Origin of the sequence: Proteus sp. fly-1067, from assembly GCF_040139345.1 — a bacterium.
Classification (GTDB): domain Bacteria; phylum Pseudomonadota; class Gammaproteobacteria; order Enterobacterales; family Enterobacteriaceae; genus Proteus; species Proteus vulgaris_B.
This window is the reverse complement of sequence record NZ_JBEEUL010000002.1, coordinates 16045-34886: the sequence shown is the minus strand read 5'-3', so window position 1 is coordinate 34886 and position 18842 is coordinate 16045. Positions and strand designations below refer to the sequence as shown.

At 34.5% G+C, this 18842-nt stretch carries 16 protein-coding genes and 1 pseudogene; 6 read left to right on the top strand and 11 right to left on the bottom strand.

Annotated features, from left to right (window positions below; translation table 11 throughout):
* Window positions 1-44: 44 nt before the first annotated feature.
* The 7 genes and pseudogenes from ABN217_RS04785 to seqA form a co-directional block, all read right to left on the bottom strand.
* The gene (locus ABN217_RS04785; protein ID WP_196553429.1) at window positions 45-788 is read right to left on the bottom strand and encodes a type 2 GTP cyclohydrolase I; all 744 of its coding nucleotides are present in this window, start codon (window positions 786-788) and stop codon (window positions 45-47) included.
* A gap of 225 nt (window positions 789-1013) precedes the next feature.
* Complete coding sequence (locus ABN217_RS04780; protein ID WP_072070216.1) at window positions 1014-1220, bottom strand: YbfA family protein; 207 nt, start codon at window positions 1218-1220, stop codon at window positions 1014-1016.
* Between the two features lie 336 nt (window positions 1221-1556).
* Complete coding sequence (gene nadS / locus ABN217_RS04775) at window positions 1557-1841, bottom strand: NadS family protein (protein ID WP_072070217.1); 285 nt, start codon at window positions 1839-1841, stop codon at window positions 1557-1559.
* A gap of 1 nt (window position 1842) precedes the next feature.
* Window positions 1843-2176: pseudogene (locus tag ABN217_RS04770) on the bottom strand (type II toxin-antitoxin system RelE/ParE family toxin).
* 140 nt (window positions 2177-2316) lie between these two features.
* Window positions 2317-2799 (bottom strand): YehS family protein, encoded by a 483-nt coding sequence (locus ABN217_RS04765; RefSeq protein ID WP_072070218.1) that lies wholly within the window; start codon window positions 2797-2799, stop codon window positions 2317-2319.
* 141 nt (window positions 2800-2940) lie between these two features.
* Window positions 2941-4581, bottom strand: a complete 1641-nt coding sequence (gene pgm, locus ABN217_RS04760; protein WP_349459133.1) for a phosphoglucomutase (alpha-D-glucose-1,6-bisphosphate-dependent) — start codon at window positions 4579-4581, stop codon at window positions 2941-2943.
* Between the two features lie 74 nt (window positions 4582-4655).
* The gene (gene seqA, locus ABN217_RS04755) at window positions 4656-5207 is read right to left on the bottom strand and encodes a replication initiation negative regulator SeqA (RefSeq protein ID WP_072070220.1); all 552 of its coding nucleotides are present in this window, start codon (window positions 5205-5207) and stop codon (window positions 4656-4658) included.
* 461 nt (window positions 5208-5668) lie between these two features.
* On the opposite strand from seqA, the gene ybfF reads away from it, so the two are divergent.
* The 4 genes from ybfF (at window position 5669) to fur (ending at window position 8398) form a co-directional block, all read left to right on the top strand.
* The gene (gene ybfF / locus ABN217_RS04750; RefSeq protein ID WP_072070221.1) at window positions 5669-6451 is read left to right on the top strand and encodes an esterase; all 783 of its coding nucleotides are present in this window, start codon (window positions 5669-5671) and stop codon (window positions 6449-6451) included.
* Window positions 6452-6654: 203 nt separating this feature from the next.
* Window positions 6655-6963, top strand: coding sequence for a LexA regulated protein (ybfE, locus tag ABN217_RS04745; RefSeq protein WP_072070282.1), 309 nt, complete (start codon window positions 6655-6657; stop codon window positions 6961-6963).
* A gap of 271 nt (window positions 6964-7234) precedes the next feature.
* Window positions 7235-7762: a flavodoxin FldA gene (gene fldA / locus ABN217_RS04740; RefSeq protein WP_115351382.1), complete on the top strand. Its 528-nt coding sequence runs from the start codon at window positions 7235-7237 to the stop codon at window positions 7760-7762.
* Window positions 7763-7951: 189 nt separating this feature from the next.
* A complete protein-coding gene (gene fur / locus ABN217_RS04735) occupies window positions 7952-8398 on the top strand; it encodes a ferric iron uptake transcriptional regulator (RefSeq protein WP_006537692.1) in 447 nt (148 codons plus the stop codon).
* Between the two features lie 85 nt (window positions 8399-8483).
* On the opposite strand, the gene ABN217_RS04730 is transcribed toward fur, so the two are convergent.
* From ABN217_RS04730 to glnS, 3 genes are all read right to left on the bottom strand, one after another.
* A complete protein-coding gene (locus tag ABN217_RS04730; protein WP_115351381.1) occupies window positions 8484-9323 on the bottom strand; it encodes a DUF817 domain-containing protein in 840 nt (279 codons plus the stop codon).
* 489 nt (window positions 9324-9812) lie between these two features.
* Entirely contained in the window at window positions 9813-11207 is a 1395-nt protein-coding gene (gene chiP / locus ABN217_RS04725) for a chitoporin ChiP (protein ID WP_099075900.1), read from the bottom strand.
* Between the two features lie 645 nt (window positions 11208-11852).
* Window positions 11853-13520 carry a glutamine--tRNA ligase gene (gene glnS, locus ABN217_RS04720; RefSeq protein ID WP_115351379.1) on the bottom strand — a complete coding sequence of 556 codons (1668 nt, stop codon included), beginning with the start codon at window positions 13518-13520 and terminating at the stop codon, window positions 11853-11855.
* A gap of 308 nt (window positions 13521-13828) precedes the next feature.
* Here glnS and ABN217_RS04715 point away from each other — a divergent pair, with 308 nt between their 5' ends.
* Window positions 13829-15688: an acyltransferase family protein gene (locus ABN217_RS04715; protein WP_349459132.1), complete on the top strand. Its 1860-nt coding sequence runs from the start codon at window positions 13829-13831 to the stop codon at window positions 15686-15688.
* Window positions 15689-15761: 73 nt separating this feature from the next.
* Window positions 15762-16691: an acyltransferase family protein gene (locus ABN217_RS04710; protein ID WP_349459131.1), complete on the top strand. Its 930-nt coding sequence runs from the start codon at window positions 15762-15764 to the stop codon at window positions 16689-16691.
* Between the two features lie 33 nt (window positions 16692-16724).
* Here ABN217_RS04710 and ABN217_RS04705 read toward each other — a convergent pair whose 3' ends face one another.
* The gene (locus ABN217_RS04705) at window positions 16725-18809 is read right to left on the bottom strand and encodes a phage head-binding domain-containing protein (protein WP_349459130.1); all 2085 of its coding nucleotides are present in this window, start codon (window positions 18807-18809) and stop codon (window positions 16725-16727) included.
* Window positions 18810-18842 lie beyond the last annotated feature (33 nt).

Genomic DNA, 18842 nt, shown 5'->3' with positions numbered 1-18842 from the left:
CTCAAATTAAAGAGAGATAGCTTTTAAGATAACAATAAATGGGTTTACGCTGGATTATCAATATCAACAAATGTCACATCTAAATGATGTGTTTGAGCCAGCCATTCACCTAATGCTTTAATGCCATAGCGCTCTGTTGCATGGTGCCCCGCAGCAAAGAAATGAACCCCCATTTCTCTTGCGATATGAATGGTCTGTTCTGAGACTTCGCCTGTCACAAAAGCATCTACACCATGCTCTGCTGCATCTTGAATAAAGCCTTGTCCGCCTCCTGTACACCAAGCAATAGTACGAATAGTATCAGGTGCATTATCACCGCAATGTAATACATTGCGTTGTAATGATTTTTCTAAACGTGCTTTTAATTCAAGTGGTGCTAAAGGTAAATCAAATACACCTTTAGGAACTAAAGGCATGATTTCACCTTCAACTTTAATGCCCATTTTTAATGCTAATTGAGCATTGTTACCTAAGATTGGGTGCGCATCTAATGGCAAGTGATAACCAAAAAGATTAATGTCATTGCAAAGTAATGTCTTTAAGCGGTTACGCTTCATTGAACGAATTACAACCGGCTCATTTTTCCAAAAATAGCCATGGTGAACTAAAATCGCATCCGCATTTAATCGTACCGCTTCATCAAGTAATGCTTGGCTAGCGGTCACCCCTGTGATTATTTTTTGAATATGAGGGCGCCCTTCGACTTGAAGGCCATTAGGTGCATAATCTTGAAAGTTTTCAATGCTTAGTTTCTCATTAATCACTCGTTCCAGATCAGTGTTTTTCATTTCATTCATCTCCCTGTTATCACGAATGCCACTATTTATATAACAATCTAATAAATAGCAATAGGTTAAAGCACCCGTTTAAGTAAACTATTATTCTTTATTGTAACGTAAAATTTGCGAATTATTTGAAGTTAAGAAAAAACGAGAAGGTAGCATTGCTAAAATGCTTAAAAAAGAGAGGATAAAAATAACGCCTACATATGTAGGCGTTATTTTGATGTTCTGTTATTTGTGGCTATTTAATGCCACTTCTGATTTTGCCAGCCAAACTGGTTTATCACTTGTTTTAGACCATACACGATGTATATAGCTATAAAATTGTGCGCGTTTAGGATGAAAAACCATAACAGGAAATGCCGCAACACCTAGCGCAACAGCACCAGTACGACGGGCTAAAACATGTTTTTTTGTATATTCGTTATAAGCTGGCATAGTGCTCTCCTGTATAGAGATTAATTTGATGTTGAAATTTTACCTCATTTGATGAAATTTTACTACTGATCAGACCACTCAATTCGTGCGAAAAATCACCTTTATTTTGCTTGATATGTAATTAAATTTCAGAATAGAAACAAAAATGAAACATAAATAACATAATTGTTAACAAAATAAGATCGATGTTTTTACTTAACTGAATGAGTAGTAAATAATTTCGAGAATAAATTATCAAAAAAGAAAAAAATCAAACCAGTGAGGAGATATGAGATATTCTAAAATAAGGGTTTACTGCCAAATAAAACAAATTTAGCAGTAAAAAAGTTAAAGGAGTTAGATACTAGCTAACTCTTTAAATAAGCTAGGATTGTTATGAATTGCGATAAGCACTTTTGCGGTAAGCCCTGTTGGATTACGTCTTTTCAGTTCCCAACTTTTGACTGTATCAACACTAATCCCCAGCGCATTTGCAAACTCGCTTTGTGAAACGTTAAGTTGTTTTCTAATTGCTTTTACATCAGCAACTTCAAAACGAGTAACTTTCGATGCCTTTTTATCGCCATTTTTAATTTCTACGGCTTCTTCTAAAGAGGCTTTTAAATCATTGAAGAAACTCATATCACATTTCGCCTTTAAGTCGTTTTGTGAGTTTTTTTAACTCAATCTTTTCTAGAGCAGTTAAACTCACTTTTACTCTTTTTGGGTACGCCATAACTAAATAGATAACTCTTTTAGTTGCTAAAAAATAAATAACTCTAGCACTTGCACTTTTTTCCTTGGTTACCTACCGCCATTCTTATTTTACGTAACCCGCCAGTTCCTTGAATTAGATCGCCTTTATCAGGTCTACCTATCAGTTCATTTTGAAGTGTTCGTATTTCTTCATCTGTAGCTAATAACTTGATTTGCTGAGTAAATATTGACGTTTCAATAAATTCTATTGCATGACTCATTAAGTTCCCTTTCTAATCTGTCACCTTGAAGCGTACAATGTACACCATAAAAATTAAAGATTAAATACGGGTTCTCGTACTACAGAACATTTAAAAAAAACCCTCTATTAAAGAGGGAATAATTCTTAATTGAGATTTATTTATTTCTTAACTGCTTTACCTTTACCACGTAGGGTTTCGGTTAATCCTTTAAGAAAATACCTTACTAGCTGATCACCACAGTTACGGTAGTTTTTATGTCCTGGCTTACGAAATACAGCACTTAATTCAGGCTTAGAAACACGGAAGTCAGCAAGCTCATAAATTTTTAGAATATCCACATCTTTGAGTTCAAAAGCGACACGTAATTTTTTCAAGATAATGTTATTTGTAATACGCTTTTCAACTTCAGGTGCTGGGAAGTTTTCATCTTTTCCACGACGATAAAAAATTAGACCATTTAAAAAATGCCCCATTGCATTATCGTCACACTCGACAAATTCAGGTTCATCATCTTTTTTCAACCAACTATTAACTAATTCTTTCGTAACGGTGTAATCAGCTAGCTTCATGATCTCAACCATATGTGCATCACTGAGATCCAGCATGTAACGTACACTGCGTAAAACAAAATTATTTTGCATTGATTATCCACTCTATTTTTAATTCTAAATCAACCTCAATGATGGATATCAATGCTGTGATCTAAAAATATTTAATGATTAAAAAAATACACTCTACCTTTTGGTAGAGTGTATTCTATATAAATAGCTTATTACACTAACTTATTTGTTAGCAAAGACATTATTTACTATTTCAATGGCTTCTTTTTCAATTAACTCACGATGCTCAGGACCACGGAAGCTTTCGCAGTAAATTTTATACGCTTCTTCAGTGCCTGATGGACGAGCCGCAAACCAGCCGTAATCTGTCATCACTTTTAAACCACCAATAGAGGCACCATTACCTGAAGCATGTGTTAAACGAGCCGTAATTGGGTCGCCCGCTAAGGTGCTTGCTGTTACCATTTCTGGTGATAAACGTGACAGCAATGCTTTTTGTTCATGGGTTGCTGATGCTTGAATACGGTTATAGCTTGGTGAACCAAAACGCTGCGCTAGTTCATTGTAATGCTCTTGTGGATCTTTGCCTGTGACTGCTTTCATTTCAGCAGCTAACAAACATAAAATGATACCGTCTTTATCGGTTGACCATGGTTTACCGTTAAAACGCAAGAAAGATGCCCCTGCACTCTCTTCACCACCAAAGCCAAATTCACCACTAAATAAGCCTTGAACAAACCATTTAAAACCAACTGGCACTTCAACTAGCTCACGACCTAAGTCAGCTACAACACGGTCAATCATTGCACTTGAAACCAGTGTTTTACCTACTTTTACATCTTTAGCCCATTGTGGACGATGACGGAAAAGATAGTTAATCGCAGCTGCTAAATAGTGGTTTGGGTTCATTAAACCTGACGGCGTCACAATACCATGACGGTCATAATCAGGATCGTTGGCAAATGCTAAGTCAAATTTATCACGCAATTGTAATAAACCTTCCATTGCCCATGGTGATGAACAGTCCATACGAATAACGCCATCATGATCGAGAGTCATAAAACGGAATGTCTGATCGACTTGATCGTTAACCAATTCAAGATCAAGACCATAATATTCACCAATGCGTTTCCAGTACTCGATACCGGAACCACCTAATGGGTCAACACCTAATTTTAAGCCTGCTTTCTTAATGGCTTCCATATCAACAACGTCACCCAACGCTTTGACATAAGGCATAATTAAGTCTTGAGCTTCAATATAACCACTCACCAATGCTTCATCATAAGAAAGACGTTTGATCCCTGCTAAATTATTTTCAAGCAGTTCATTAGCGCGTTTTTCAATAACAGAAGTTAAATCGGTATCAGCAGGTCCACCGTTTGATGGGTTATATTTAATACCGCCATCTTCAGGGGGGTTATGTGATGGAGTGATCACAATACCATCAGCAATATCTTGATGCGCATCGTTGTAAGTCAAAATAGAAAAAGAGACCGCTGGCGTCGGTGTATAACCATTATTTTCTTGGATAATCACTTTCACTTTATTAGCAGCGAGTACTTCTAAAACAGAAATAAATGCAGGCTCTGACAGTCCATGGGTATCTTTACCCACGTAACATGGGCCTGTTACTCCATTTTTTGCGCGTACTTCAGCAATAGCTTGTGCAATTGCCAAAATATGGGCTTCATTGAAGCTATGGCGATTTGCACTTCCGCGATGGCCAGAGGTACCGAACTTCACACGATGAGCATTAATGCTAGCTTGTGGTTTAAGTGAATAATATTGCGACGTTAATTGCGCCACATTAATCAGATCACTTTGACGAGTATGCTGCCCTGCTCTTGAATGAATTGCCACAAATCTTCTCCTATTTGACATCACAAGCACGCTTTAAACAAAAGCCTTTGCAATGCATCAATTAACAATAGTGGTTAGATAGTTCCACACACCTTATCAATCTCATTCGCAGGAAATTGCATATCCTGCATGATGCTTTGTACCATTGTTCTTTTACGCTCTGTATTGGAGTTAGTAATAACCCAAAATGGCGTGCCTGAAATATGGCGCGGTTTTGTATGACGTCCACTATCGAGTAATGTTTGTTCATCACCAGCAAAATAGATGCGTGTTCGTCCATGTACTGTTTCAGCAGATTGAGTAAAAGTAGCGCTATCTAGGCTATATAACGTAGAAAGGATCTGTAAAAAACGATCAACTGATTTTGTTTTTTCTGCATAGCTGTCAGATAACAACAGTTCTCGCATTTCACGGACCGGATTTTTTGCTGGTGTAATCGATTTAGGTTCAGCTTCCTGTTTAATAACAGGTGCTTGTACTGACTCAGTGACAACGACTGGCTGTACGGGCTGTTTGGCATCAAGCTTCAGTAGACGCCTTAAAATATCTGAAGCGCTTTCACCGATATGTCTAGTTTCGCTAGCAATATAGCGGTAAAGTTCGTCATCAATTTCTATCTTTTTCATTGCTACCCAGTACTGTTTTCAAAAAAAAGTAATTAGGATTATAAGATATAATCTTTAAAAACAAAATAGGTAAAATTTCAATAACTTAAAGAAGATCTATACAAGATCCAGCCATTTCAATGGCTAAGCTTGGTATTTATCCTATTGTTTATCTCGGTATCATCTTCTATTCTTTGAACTTATTCAAACAAAGCCTGCTTCAAATACCGCCTTCTCACACCACACCAACCATCAAATAATATAAAATTCTAAATATTTATTTTTGAGCAATGTCAAGATTTCAACTTTTTAAATAAGTTTAGAATAAACATCTAAATAATGTCAATTATGTGGTTTTTTATAAATTTCCCTTATCAATTATTTCTACTCTTAATCACTCACGCATATTATTACGATAAGTTGGCTTAGTATCTTGTGCATGTCATCATAGAAAAAATCACAATTATTTTTTGGTCATTAACATGAAACTCAATACATTATTAAATTATCAATTACATCAGCCTGAAACAGCACCTGCATCCAATTTACCTATTGTTTTGATCCACGGCCTTTTTGGTGACTTAAATAATTTAGGCGTCTTAGGGCGTGATCTACGCCAAGACCACACAGTGATCCAAATTGATGTGCGTAATCATGGACATTCCCCTCATAGTGAAAGTATGAACTATCAAGATATGGCACAAGATGTACTTACATTACTCGATAGTTTACATATCTCAAAAGCCATCATTATCGGGCACTCCATGGGAGGCAAAATTGCAATGGCAATGACAGCATTAGCGCCTGAGCGAATTGCTCGCATTGTCGTAATAGATATGTCACCTGTAGCTTACAATGTTCGCCGCCACGATAACATTTTTGCGGCACTCGAAGCCGTCACTAAAGCTCAAGTTACACGACGTCAAGATGCAGTAGAAATTATGAGCCCCTTTATTAAAGAAGAGGGCGTTATTCAGTTTTTACTTAAATCATTTAAAAGTGGAGAATGGCTATTTAATTTATCTGCGATCAAAAATGCCTATTCAGAGATTATTGGTTGGCAAGAAGTCCCTGCTTGGAATTATCCGGTGCTATTTATTCGTGGTGGTTTATCGCCTTACATATTAGATGAATATCGTAATGATATTGCACGCCAATTTCCGCAAGCTAGCGCTTTTGTCGTAGCAAACACTGGACATTGGGTACATTCAGAAAAACCTAACACTGTTATTAACGCTATTCGTCGTTTTTTATCAAAAGCATAATTTATTACTGAAAGTGGCGTAATTAAGGAAGTAATAATTTAGCTGAATGTATAATTATTGTACTTAATCACACAGTCTGTCGATAAAAACACCAAATGACAATAGGTTAAACTCAGGAAGCAGTGGCAGGACGCCACTATGTGGGGTATTATTGGGCGTTTCGCAATTTAGTCATTGGTATACGCCCTTTCACAGCAAAATTTATGGCAAAAGAACAAACTGATCGCACCACACTGGATTTGTTCGCAGATGAACGCAGACCTGGGCGACCTAAAACAAACCCGCTTTCTCGGGATGAACAGCTTAGAATTAATAAACGCAATCAATTAAGACGAGACAGAGTCAATGGTTTACGTCGAGTTGAGTTGAAATTAAATGAAGATGCTGTGAATGCACTTAATGAGTTGGCGACTGCAAGAAATGTTAGCCGTAGCGAACTTATTGAAGAAATATTACTAGAACAATTGGCGCAAAATCACGCCTTGAAAATACATCATAATGAGAATAGCTAGTAGCTAAACCACACAAATTTGACAGAATTACCCTGCTATTTTCGTCAAAATACGTTTTTTAGTTTTCTATTCTGAAAACAAGATGTTTATTTTTCACTAGTAATTGTTCAAACACAGACAAATATACTCTAACTATTTCGAAGTGTGGCTAATTGGCAAGTAAAGGCGTTACTGTTACATACAAAGTATGTAATTAGTACGAATCAACATAGTCAACAATGCGACAATTTGAAGTATAACGAATATAGAATAAAAGAGGTTATCTCACTTTATGGCAATCATAGGTATATTCTTCGGCAGTGATACCGGCAACACTGAAAATATTGCCAAAATGCTTCAAGAAAGACTGGGCGCTGATAATGCCGAAGTTCATGATATCGCAAAATCCAGTAAAGAAGATATCGAAGCATTTGATATTCTGTTACTAGGTATTCCTACTTGGTATTATGGTGAAGCACAATGCGATTGGGATGACTTTTTCCCAACACTAGAAGATATTAATTTTGAAGGTAAGTTGGTTGCACTGTTCGGTTGTGGCGACCAAGAAGACTATGCAGAATACTTCTGTGATGCAATGGGCACAATTCGCGATATTATCGAACCTCGTGGTGCTGTCATTGTGGGTCACTGGCCAACAGAAGGTTACCATTTTGAAGCCTCTAAAGGGCTTGCAGATGATAATCACTTTATCGGCCTTGCGATTGATGAAGACCGTCAACCAGAATTAACCGAAGAGCGTGTTGATGCTTGGGTTGCTCAAATCAAAGAAGAAATGAGCCTAGATGAAATTCTGGGATAAATAAATACTCAATATTGAGAATGATAATTATTCAATGGTGTGCTAAGATAGTGTGATAGGTAGGGGTGTTTATTTTTAAATATCATGCCTATAATCAATAAGGTTATTTATTCACCCGAGTGTTAATGAATCAACCCTATTAGTGAGCACAAAAATTAAATTCACCATTAGCAACAGGATTAAATCCGCATGACCGACAATAATAAAGCGTTAAAAAATGCTGGGTTAAAAGTTACACTTCCTCGCTTAAAGATCTTGGAAGTGCTCCAGGATCCTGAGTGCCATCATGTCAGTGCTGAAGATCTCTATAAAAAACTCATCGATATCGGTGAAGAGATTGGTCTGGCAACCGTGTATCGCGTCTTAAACCAATTTGACGATGCTGGTATTGTTACCCGACATAATTTTGAAGGTGGTAAATCAGTATTTGAATTAACTCAACAACACCATCACGATCATTTAATTTGTCTTGATTGTGGCAAAGTTATCGAGTTTACAGATGATGCGATTGAAGTGCGCCAAAGAAACATCGCTGAACGTCATGGTATCAAACTTTCCAATCATAGCCTTTATTTATATGGCCACTGCGCTGAAGGCAATTGTAAAGAAGATAGCCATGCACATGATGAGAAATAATTCATTCTGGATAATCTCTCAGTAATAAAAAAGGAACTGTTCACAGTTCCTTTTTTATTACCTTAAATTTGAGGATAAAATAACTCTACTTAGCCACACTGATACTGTGTTTAATATGTTTTAAATGAACCACGATAGTAAATGTAACAATGACTAACAATGACCAAGAGCCCCATTTCCCTGCATGCACAGCAGACCAAGCACCAATCTGGTTAGGATATTGCCAAACACCAAAAAATGTACCGAAATTCTCAGCAAGCCAAATAAAGAAACCTATCAGAACAAAAGCCAATAATAGTGGCATTTTTCGCTCTGTATCATAAGGCGTAAAATAAACCACACTACGAGCATAAAGACCTAAAATAAAGGCAGTTAAATACCAGCGATAATCACCGATAAAGTGATGAGAAAAGAAATTAATATAGATAGCAAGTGCAACCAAAGTTGCCATCCAATAAGGTGGATAATGTTCAATTCGTACTTTTAAAAAACGCCATGCTTGAATTAAATAACTTCCTACCGCGGAGTACATAAATCCTGTAAATAAAGGCACTTCCCACAATTTAGTGTAAGCAAAATCAGGGTATTTCCACGATCCAATTGCTGCTGATGTTTTAAATAATTCCATCACAAAACCAACGATGTGGAAAAAACAGATCGCTTTTAATTCATCCCATGTTTCAAGTTTTCCCCATACCATCCATAATTGGAAAGCAATAGCGAGAATAAGTAAAACATCATAACGAGGTATCCCTAATATTCCTTTACTTGGTGTTGCAAATAAAATAAAAAAGAAAAATCCCGCAAATAAACAAGAACGCGCCTCTTTCACACCAAAAAAAAGAAATTCAACAATAAATCGTTTTATACCTTTAAAGGGCTTCAATGGTGGTTCTAATAAAAAATCATCCAATCGCTTTAACATGCTTCTTCCTGAAAACGTGCATTATCGAACTGCATTCAATGCAGAATAATAAATAAGATGAGATAAAATGAATGGCAAGAAATTTGCCATAGAATAAAAAAACCTACAAGGATGAAAAGGACGAAAAAGAAAGGAATGAAAAAATAAAGGTATTTACCCCCCACTACGATACCCACTCTGACTGCCTTTACTTAGGGTAAATACCTTACGCAAATTTTGCGAAATAACTGAAGCACAGGAGATAAACATAACCCACTCACATTTATCTCAGACGACATGACATGACGACTTTACTTCATTACTTTTACTACATACTGCGATTTTAAAACGACTCTTTACTACTTTTTACTTCGACTCTTCTACTTCTTACTACTGCTGACAATTTCACTTCATTAATGAGGTTTGTTTTTACTTATCGTAATCGTATTTAGCTTTTTTAGTTTTATTCAGGATAAAGTGTAATAAGCACACTTTATCCTTATGCTGGTATTAGAAAATAGTAAATGGCATTATCACGTTAAATTTAACGTCTTTTTCATCTTGGAAAATATTACCAAAACCACCTTCATAACTTGGAATATCGGAGTGGTTATCATAACGGGTATAGTGAAGTTTAAAGAGAGTGCCTTTAGCTCGACCTTCTTGAACCGTATACATAATATCCGCATTCCATGCGCTTTCTCTAATACGCTGACCTTGATCATAAATGGCTTTACCACTTGGCTTAGCATCCCATGCGTAAACATAAGAAGTACCTACCGCCCAGCCAGATAGATCCCAGTTTTTCAGATCGTACATTACACCCGCATAAAGTGCTTTTTCACCATTAGCGTTAAAGTCAGAACGACCATCCCACCAGACATCAAGACGACCATTAGATGTTGCCCAACCCGGAGTCATACGCTGTAAAAAATAACCTTGATTACCTTCAGCTTTAACCCACGTTCCTTCTACTTTGAAGTCAAATACATTGTAGGTATAACCAAAAGTCAGTGCTTGTAACCATGCCAGCCCATCATAAACATCATTAACGCCACCACCGGTCACTTTATCTTTAGCACCGTAGAATTGGTAAGACGTTCTTAATGCATTGTCAGCAATTGGGAAATCATAAGAAACTTTACCAAAATACTGATCGATATAACCATCGGCCTGACCAAATGCAGCTTCTAACACTAGGCTGTTTTTAAAATCATATTTGGCGCCGAAAGAGTGAAGATAGCTAATATTCGTTTCTAGATCAGCTTTGCGAAAGTTATACATATTCCGATACCATGGTGCTTTGTATTCATCTGTCCACATATAGGAGAAAGATAATTCACCACTTTTATCAAAATCGAAAACTGCTCCAGCTTCCGCCCCACGATAAGTTCCCGGTAAGAAGCTCCAGTGCGGGCGTAATAAACTTTGGCCTTTAGGTTGAATATATCCACCTTGTGCCCAGAAATTACCTAATTTGAATTTTGCAGCGGCTTTATACACGCTCATACCACTGCGATCGCCTGTCCATTTTTCATCCCAGCGACTTTTTGCATCACTAAAACCGATTTCATTAGGTGCCGCAGGGCCACTGTTATTCAATTCAGCAGCACCAAAGGCGGCTAAATCAATACCAATAAAATCACCAAGGTAACCTGATGAGAAGTCTAGATTAGCGTTAAAAGTAGAATGGTGTAAGTTAGCTTTGTATTTGCCGTAATCAGGACTATTTGGTGTTAACTCTTTTCTATCACGGTCACGTTGCCAATAAAAAAGCCCCCCCGTTAAGGTTGAGTCATCAATAAATCCTTCAGCATGAGACATTTTTGCAGGTAGTGCAGTTACAAGCAATGCGCCCATAACGGCAAGTGCCACCCTGCCTGGTTTAGCATGTTGCATAACCATAGCATTGTTTCCTCTTTGACTTTGACTAAAAAAGAAATAAGCACAATGCCTATTTCCAAATATAAAACCCCAAGTGGGGAAAAAACCTAAATTAGGTTAGAAACAGCATATTTTTCGCGACGCGAATTATCAACCTAAAAAAAAGAATTTTTATCAAAATATGACCAAGGACACATAACTAAATAATCGTTTCATTTTTTTACTTTTATAAGGAGATATAAAATATAAACATAATAAATTGATTTAAAACACTTTTAATCACTCATCTTTAAATGATATTAGATTTCGTTTTTATAAAAAGGAATAGTAAGTAGTATTTATCAATCATCTTTTTTAACGATGTGAAATATGCGGTATGAGTCACACTTTAATGACAATAGTTTTATTTAATGTAATAGCATGAAAAAAGGGAAGAATAAAACGATAGCACCGTAATTATTTCAAATGAAATAAATTAAAAATGATTGCTAAAATCAGAAAAAGAAAACGATCAATCAAATAAAGACTGACAAATATTCAATATGAATCGAATAAAAAGCATACCTTTTCATCAAGAAAATACATAAAAAAATGCCCGATAATAAATATCGAGCATTTGATTGATTTAGGCATTAATTGGATTGAATACTGCCTCAATAAGTCAGATTAACCTTGTTGAGAAATCTTAGCCCAAGTGTCACGTAAGCCTACTGTACGGTTAAATACTAACTTATCTGCTGTTGATAGCTTATCAGCACAGAAGTAGCCTTCACGCTCAAATTGATACGCTTTTTCAACCGCCGCATCTTTTAAACTACGTTCAACAAAACCTTCTCGAATAACTAAAGACTCAGGGTTAATTGTTGATAAGAAATCATCTTCTGCCGCTGGGTTTGGTACACTAAATAGACGGTCATAAAGACGAATTTCAGCAGGAACAGCATGTGGAATGCTTACCCAATGAATAACACCTTTTACTTTACGTCCATCAGCAGGATCTTTATTTAATGTTTCTGCATCATAAGTACAGTAAATGGTTGTGATTTCACCTTGCTCGTCTTTTTCAACACGCTCAGCTTTAATAACATAAGCATTACGTAAACGAACTTCTTTACCTAGTACCAGACGTTTATATTGACGATTTGCTTCTTCTTTAAAGTCAGCGCGATCAATATAAATTTCACGGCTAAATGGTACTTCACGCGTACCCATTTCTGGTTTATTTGGGTGATTCGGCGCAGTTAAAATCTCTTCACCTTCTGGCATATTTTCAATAACTAAACGAACTGGATCGATAACAGCCATTGCACGAGGTGCATTTTCGTTTAAATCATCACGAATACAAGATTCTAATGCAGCCATTTCAACATTATTTTCTTGTTTCGTTACACCAATACGTAAACAGAATTCACGAATAGAGTCAGCGGTATAACCACGACGACGTAAGCCTGAAATCGTTGGCATACGAGGATCATCCCAACCATTGACGATGTTTTCTGTCACAAGCTGATTCAGCTTACGCTTTGACATCACAGTATATTCAAGGTTAAGACGAGAGAATTCATATTGACGAGGATGACAAGGGATAGTGATATTATCCAGCACCCAATCATATAAACGACGGTTATCTTGGAATTCTAACGTACATAAAGAATGAGTGATATTTTCCAGTGCATCTGAGATACAGTGGGTAAAATCATACATTGGATAAATGCACCATTTATTTCCAGTTTGGTGGTGCTCGGCGAATTTAATACGATAAAGCACCGGATCACGCATAACGATAAAAGGTGATGCCATATCAATTTTCGCACGTAAGCACGCTTTACCTTCTTCAAAGCCACCCGCACGCATTTTTTCAAACAGCGCTAAGTTCTCTTCTACGCTACGTGAGCGATAAGGACTGTTTTTACCTGGCTCTTTTAATGTACCGCGATATTCACGAATTTCTTCAGCGCTCAGTTCATCAACATAAGCTAAGCCTTTATTAATCAACTCAATCGCATATTGATAAAGTTGATCAAAATAATCTGAGGAGTAATGAACGCTACCTTCCCATTGGAAACCTAACCACTGAACATCTTTTTGAATTGAGTTGATGTACTCAATATCTTCTTTTACTGGATTGGTATCATCAAAACGTAAATTACATTTACCCTGGTAATCTTTAGCAATACCAAAATTCAGACAAATTGATTTCGCATGGCCGATATGAAGATAGCCATTAGGTTCAGGTGGGAAACGCGTATGCACGCTATCATGTTTCCCTGTTGCCAGATCTTCATCAATTATTTGACGAATAAAGTTAGTTGGGCGGGCATCTGCCTCATTCATGGTCATTTTTTCCTCAAAGCAAAACGCATAATTAACCCACTATAATCCAATAAGTTTACTCAAATCAAGCTATTGTTTTAAAATCAACAATTTACAATTGAATTATTATGTAATTAACAAGAAAATACATGTCAAAATATGACAATACCAGACAAATAAATCAATGTATTACAGGTTTTAGTGAGTGCATTTTATCATAAAAGTGCCCAACCATAACATTCAAAAACGCTTGGATGGATATCCACTACTGACCTAAATTTACATTAGTGGTAAAATTGCATAAATATCAAATTAACCCTTAGATTACTATGCAAAAAAAGAAATTTAGAACAGACATCAATGGAATGAGAGCAATTGCTGTCCTACTAGTTATCTTATTTCACTTTGACAATTCACTAGCTCCTGCTGGTTTCATTGGCGTTGATATCTTCTTCGTTATATCTGGATATTTAATGACCTCTATTATTTTGACTGGTATTGAAAATAACAATTTTTCCATTGTTAAATTCTATTCAGCACGATGTAAAAGAATAATTCCAGCATTAATGCTTTTAATATTTATATTAGTGTTTCTATCTTATTTTTTGATAGAACCAAATGATTATAAGAAAATAGGTGTTCATGCTCGTGACTCATTATTATTCATATCAAATATTACATATTTCAATGAGTCCGGGTATTTTGATGTTGAATCGATGGAGAAATTCTTACTCCATACATGGTCATTATCTGTTGAGTGGCAATTTTATTTAATATATCCGTTAATAATATTAGCAATCAGTAAGATAACGACATCAAGTAACACTAGAAAGTCTTTAGTGTTTCTTTTTTTTGTTTCACTAATATTGTCTTCAGTCATAACAAAAATAGATCCAAGCCAAGCATATTACATGATACACACAAGAGCATGGGAAATGATGGCTGGTGGATTAGCATTTGCATATCCTGTAACAAAGGTTTCAGAAAAGAATAAAAAAATATTATTCTTTTTATGCCTAATTATAATTATATTTGCTTCATATTTTTTTGATAGCAATACACCTTGGCCTAGTTTTTATGCATCAATTCCTGTAGTAGCAACAGCTATAATATTAGCTATAAATTATGAAAAAAATTTCATATTAAGTAATCCTATTTTTCAAAAAATTGGTTTATGGTCTTATTCTATTTATCTATTCCATTGGCCTTTACTTGTCATAACTAAAAAATTAAACTTAGAACTAAGTTTGATAATATACTTAACAATCACTTTTATCTTAGCTATTTCTTCATATTATTTGATAGAGAAAAGAAGACTAAAAATAGTATTTATTATTCCATTCTATATTATTATTCTTATTGCTTGCCAATATATTGCTAAAGATGGAGTAACACAAAGGATAGATAAAAAAACACAAGAATATAGTAAGAATTATAATTTTTACTACAATCCTTGGATGCTATATCGAAAGCAACAAAACGAAGTAATGTCTTTTAATTATAATAAAAATGGGAAGGAATATATCCTTACTGGAGATAGCTTTGCATTCATGTATGTTAATGCTATGAAAGGTTATGGTATTAAATTTAATGTATATGCGAATGAATCTTGTAATACATCAATGATAAACGGAACCTACAAAGGTAGTGATAATTGCCTTAAGATGAAAGAGTTATTAGATGACAGGTTATCTAATAACGAAAGCTCTGATATTATTATCTCACAAAGATGGGATCTGTATTTCAAAAATATGAATTCAGAGAAAATAGAAAATGAAATAAAGTTATTTATGGATACTTTAGTATCTAAAAATCCTAACAATACATACTATATACTAGGTACTTATCATCAACCTAGTTACAATCCATATACTTGTTTATTAAACACTCAAACAATGAATGATAATTTTTTATCTAGGTTGCTTAATAAAAATCAATGTGATGAGAGAGAGATTAAAAGTAAAGATGAATTTAAAACAAGTGCTAACATTGACAAATTATTACTAAAAGCATCATTGAATTATAAAAACATACATTATATTTCAATGAGAGAGAGCCAGTGTAATGATAAAGATTGCATTATAATCGAAAATGGTAATCCTATTATTGTTAGGCCTCACTTAACAAAATTTGGTGCAGAAAAATTCACAAAAATAATAATGAACAACATATTAAGTACATCAAAATAATTTACATATAAAACAAACTCTTTATTTATATAACATAGATAAAGAGTTTAATTAAATAAAAGAGAACATTAATATGCTTTCACGTAATGGAACCAATAATATAAAAGCTATTGCTATAATCTTAGTTATGTTTGGTCATTTAGTAACAACAAAAAGAATTAGTGTTGATTTTGACTTAAGGATGTTTGCAACGTTTAGTGTTGGTGCTTTTCTTGTTCTTTCTGGATATGGATTAACTCTATCTTATATTAAGAATGGGCTAAGTGGATTTATAAAAAAAAGATTACTTACTGTGGTGTACCCTTTCATTGTTATAAATATAATTTTTTATTTCTATTTCTTTGGAAAAATAAATACTTTTGATTTGTTAAAAACAATATTATTTATAAATCCAAAATTAAATATAGACCCTACAATGTGGTATGTATATTTTATTTTAATTTGGTACGTAATTTTCTTTATTATTTTTTCTTTAAAAATTAATATTAAAATTAAAATAGCTTGTTTGTTTTTTACATCAGCATTGATCTATAACATACCAGTAAATAGTGACTTTAAGGCAATTACAACTCAATTTCCATTACATTCATTTAGTTTTTCTTTAGGAGCTTTTCTAGCTTTATTAAAATTTGATGATAAAAATAAAATTAATTTTATTTTGTTATTATCTATTGTTATGTTTTTATTTATGTATAAAAATATAATAACTCCCTATCTAGTGAAAAAACAATTCTTATGCTCGATTTTATTTTCATTATCATTATTTCTATTTTTTATTATTTTTGAAGTAAAAAGTAAAATACTTGCATTTATATCTTCTATTTCGTACGAATCATATTTGATTGAAGGAGTAACATATAAAATAAAGTTTCATAACAATGAGGTGGTGAATTTGTTTGTTTATTTTTTAGTGACATTCTTTCTAGCTTATATAATTTCAATACTAATAAAAAAATCAATAAAATCAATAAAATCAATAAAATCAATAAAATCAATGAATTAAATCACACACAGAAATCTATGTGTGATTTATAATTTATAGCATTGCTATATAATTTATCTTAATTTCAATATCGGACTCCTGACTAATTGGGAGTCCGTCTATAGTCTTAGCTGTAAGCCTGAATTCATTAGCTCTTTTTATATCACAGTATGCTTTTACTTCTTTACCATAAATCATATCTACTGTAGTTATTATGATGTAATATGGCATTAATACTATTGGTGTTTTTATAAACACCTGTTCAGAAGAACTTCCTTTTTTTAAAACTAAAGAAGCCACTCCTGAAAATGAATAATCATATTTATTATTTTCTGACTTTATAACAATCTCTGTTGCATTTTTATTTGGAATCAATCCTGTAATTATTACAGAATCAGCTTGCTTACCTTTTGACGACTCTATCCAAATTGGCCGTTGACCAGCTTTCTTAATTTGTAGCCCGGTTAAGTTAACCCCCCACCACAAATCAAATGAATCACTCCGTATTTTAATTGCGTGTTCAGTATTTTCACATTCAATTATTGAATTACTAAAATTAATAGTCCCTCCAGATAAGACTTTTGAGTTTAGTTGTGATGATATTGAACCTAAATCAATAACTCCTCTATAATTTAAACTGGGTTTATTAATAGATTTAATATAGATATTAGAAAAACTGAAATCACAACCTGACATTTCTCTAAAACCAATCGTTGGCTCTGATATATTACGTCCATTAGGATCTCCAAGTGACTCAATTATAGAACCAGATTTAATTGAGTTATGATTCCCTCCAGCAGTAACTCCTTGTATTCTACCTTCATATGAGCAATATTCTGCATTACCATGCCAGTCTGCCGCCAACTTTGAATCTTTGCTAGTAGACAGTATTTCACCAGAAATATCACAGAATCTATTTACAATACTACCCTCTTCATGATTACCTGCAATTGATACTCCATGTCTCTCTCCTGAAAATCGCCCTTTAAATGAAATACTTTGGCAATTAGCTATTCCTAAACCACTGTCCAAACCTAATGTTGCTTCACCAAAAATAGCCTGAGAATTATTAATTCCATTACCATAACAATTTACGCATCTACGTAATATAAATGATTGTGATGCTTGCTTTGTTTTTATTGACAATCCTGAAAAATCAGAGTCATGTAATTGAATACATAATAAACCAACTGATTCTGGAGAATATGTATGATCACCATCTAATTGAGGAAATTCAATAATAAAATCACCAGATATTTTTTTCTTTTCCATTTTTGGTTTAATTAACTTAGTTCCTACAGGATATGTATCAAATATTCCACCTGTCAGAATAATTCTAGAGGTGCCAACGTCAGCAATAGTAACAGCCTCACCTTGACGATAATAATATCGATGATTGGAATATGAGAAATCTCGTGGGTTCCATAAAAAAATCACATCTCCTATAAATAGGTTTGATGCATCATTTATAGATAAGAATGCTTGCCCTTTTTTTATTTCTACAGATGTTGTGTCTAATAAAATACGTTCACTATCACCAATAACAATAGCAGGTGTTGCAGTGTTCATTTTTATTTTCACAGTACCATCAGTCAAAAGCTCATCACATTGAATATTCAGAGTTTCATTTATCTCATAACTACCGCCAACAAACACCTTTTTCTCTGCTGGAAATTCTGCCCACTCTTTTAATGTATCAAAGTCATCGCTGTACGCTACTTTATCTAAACGCTCTCCAAGAAGATGATTTCTCCATTTTATTTTATTAGCTCCATCTTTAGAAAGTAACCTTTCAGAAAATCTATCTGGTTCATACTTCAACACATTAGGGTAGTAATGTTGTTGTGCTCCGTAACTGTCATACACAGCCATGCTGTGACCTTCAACTGTCACAAACTTAGCAATCTGACCACCGAACACAGGGAAGCCAGCCTGATTGATAATTAATGGCTGAGGAACTGGAATATGAGAACCATCTTCATTTTCTAAATAAACCTGAATTTGGTTTTCCGGTAATGTTGGATCGGTATCAATTTTGCCAATAAAAATCTTACCATTACTCGCCGCTTGGAATTTCCTTGCGAGAGTGAATAATTGTGACGGCATTGACACGACGACATTAGGAATAATATCTGACATTGCTTTCTCCAAGCGTGAGTAGTCGCACCAGTG

Excerpts from the sequence above, each read along its gene's own strand:
- fldA (WP_115351382.1), top strand. The coding sequence starts at position 7,235 with ATGGCAATCATAGGTATATTCTTCGGCAGTGATACCGGCAACACTGAA.
- ABN217_RS04780 (WP_072070216.1), bottom strand. The coding sequence starts at position 1,220 with ATGCCAGCTTATAACGAATATACAAAAAAACATGTTTTAGCCCGTCGT.
- ABN217_RS04730 (WP_115351381.1), bottom strand. The coding sequence starts at position 9,323 with ATGTTAAAGCGATTGGATGATTTTTTATTAGAACCACCATTGAAGCCC.
- glnS (WP_115351379.1), bottom strand. The coding sequence starts at position 13,520 with ATGAATGAGGCAGATGCCCGCCCAACTAACTTTATTCGTCAAATAATT.
- ABN217_RS04705 (WP_349459130.1), bottom strand. The coding sequence starts at position 18,809 with ATGTCAGATATTATTCCTAATGTCGTCGTGTCAATGCCGTCACAATTA.
- nadS (WP_072070217.1), bottom strand. The coding sequence starts at position 1,841 with ATGAGTTTCTTCAATGATTTAAAAGCCTCTTTAGAAGAAGCCGTAGAA.
- ABN217_RS04765 (WP_072070218.1), bottom strand. The coding sequence starts at position 2,799 with ATGCAAAATAATTTTGTTTTACGCAGTGTACGTTACATGCTGGATCTC.
- ABN217_RS04785 (WP_196553429.1), bottom strand. The coding sequence starts at position 788 with ATGAAAAACACTGATCTGGAACGAGTGATTAATGAGAAACTAAGCATT.
- seqA (WP_072070220.1), bottom strand. The coding sequence starts at position 5,207 with ATGAAAAAGATAGAAATTGATGACGAACTTTACCGCTATATTGCTAGC.
- ABN217_RS04715 (WP_349459132.1), top strand. The coding sequence starts at position 13,829 with ATGCAAAAAAAGAAATTTAGAACAGACATCAATGGAATGAGAGCAATT.
- ybfE (WP_072070282.1), top strand. The coding sequence starts at position 6,655 with ATGGCAAAAGAACAAACTGATCGCACCACACTGGATTTGTTCGCAGAT.
- chiP (WP_099075900.1), bottom strand. The coding sequence starts at position 11,207 with ATGGTTATGCAACATGCTAAACCAGGCAGGGTGGCACTTGCCGTTATG.
- fur (WP_006537692.1), top strand. The coding sequence starts at position 7,952 with ATGACCGACAATAATAAAGCGTTAAAAAATGCTGGGTTAAAAGTTACA.
- ybfF (WP_072070221.1), top strand. The coding sequence starts at position 5,669 with ATGAAACTCAATACATTATTAAATTATCAATTACATCAGCCTGAAACA.
- ABN217_RS04710 (WP_349459131.1), top strand. The coding sequence starts at position 15,762 with ATGCTTTCACGTAATGGAACCAATAATATAAAAGCTATTGCTATAATC.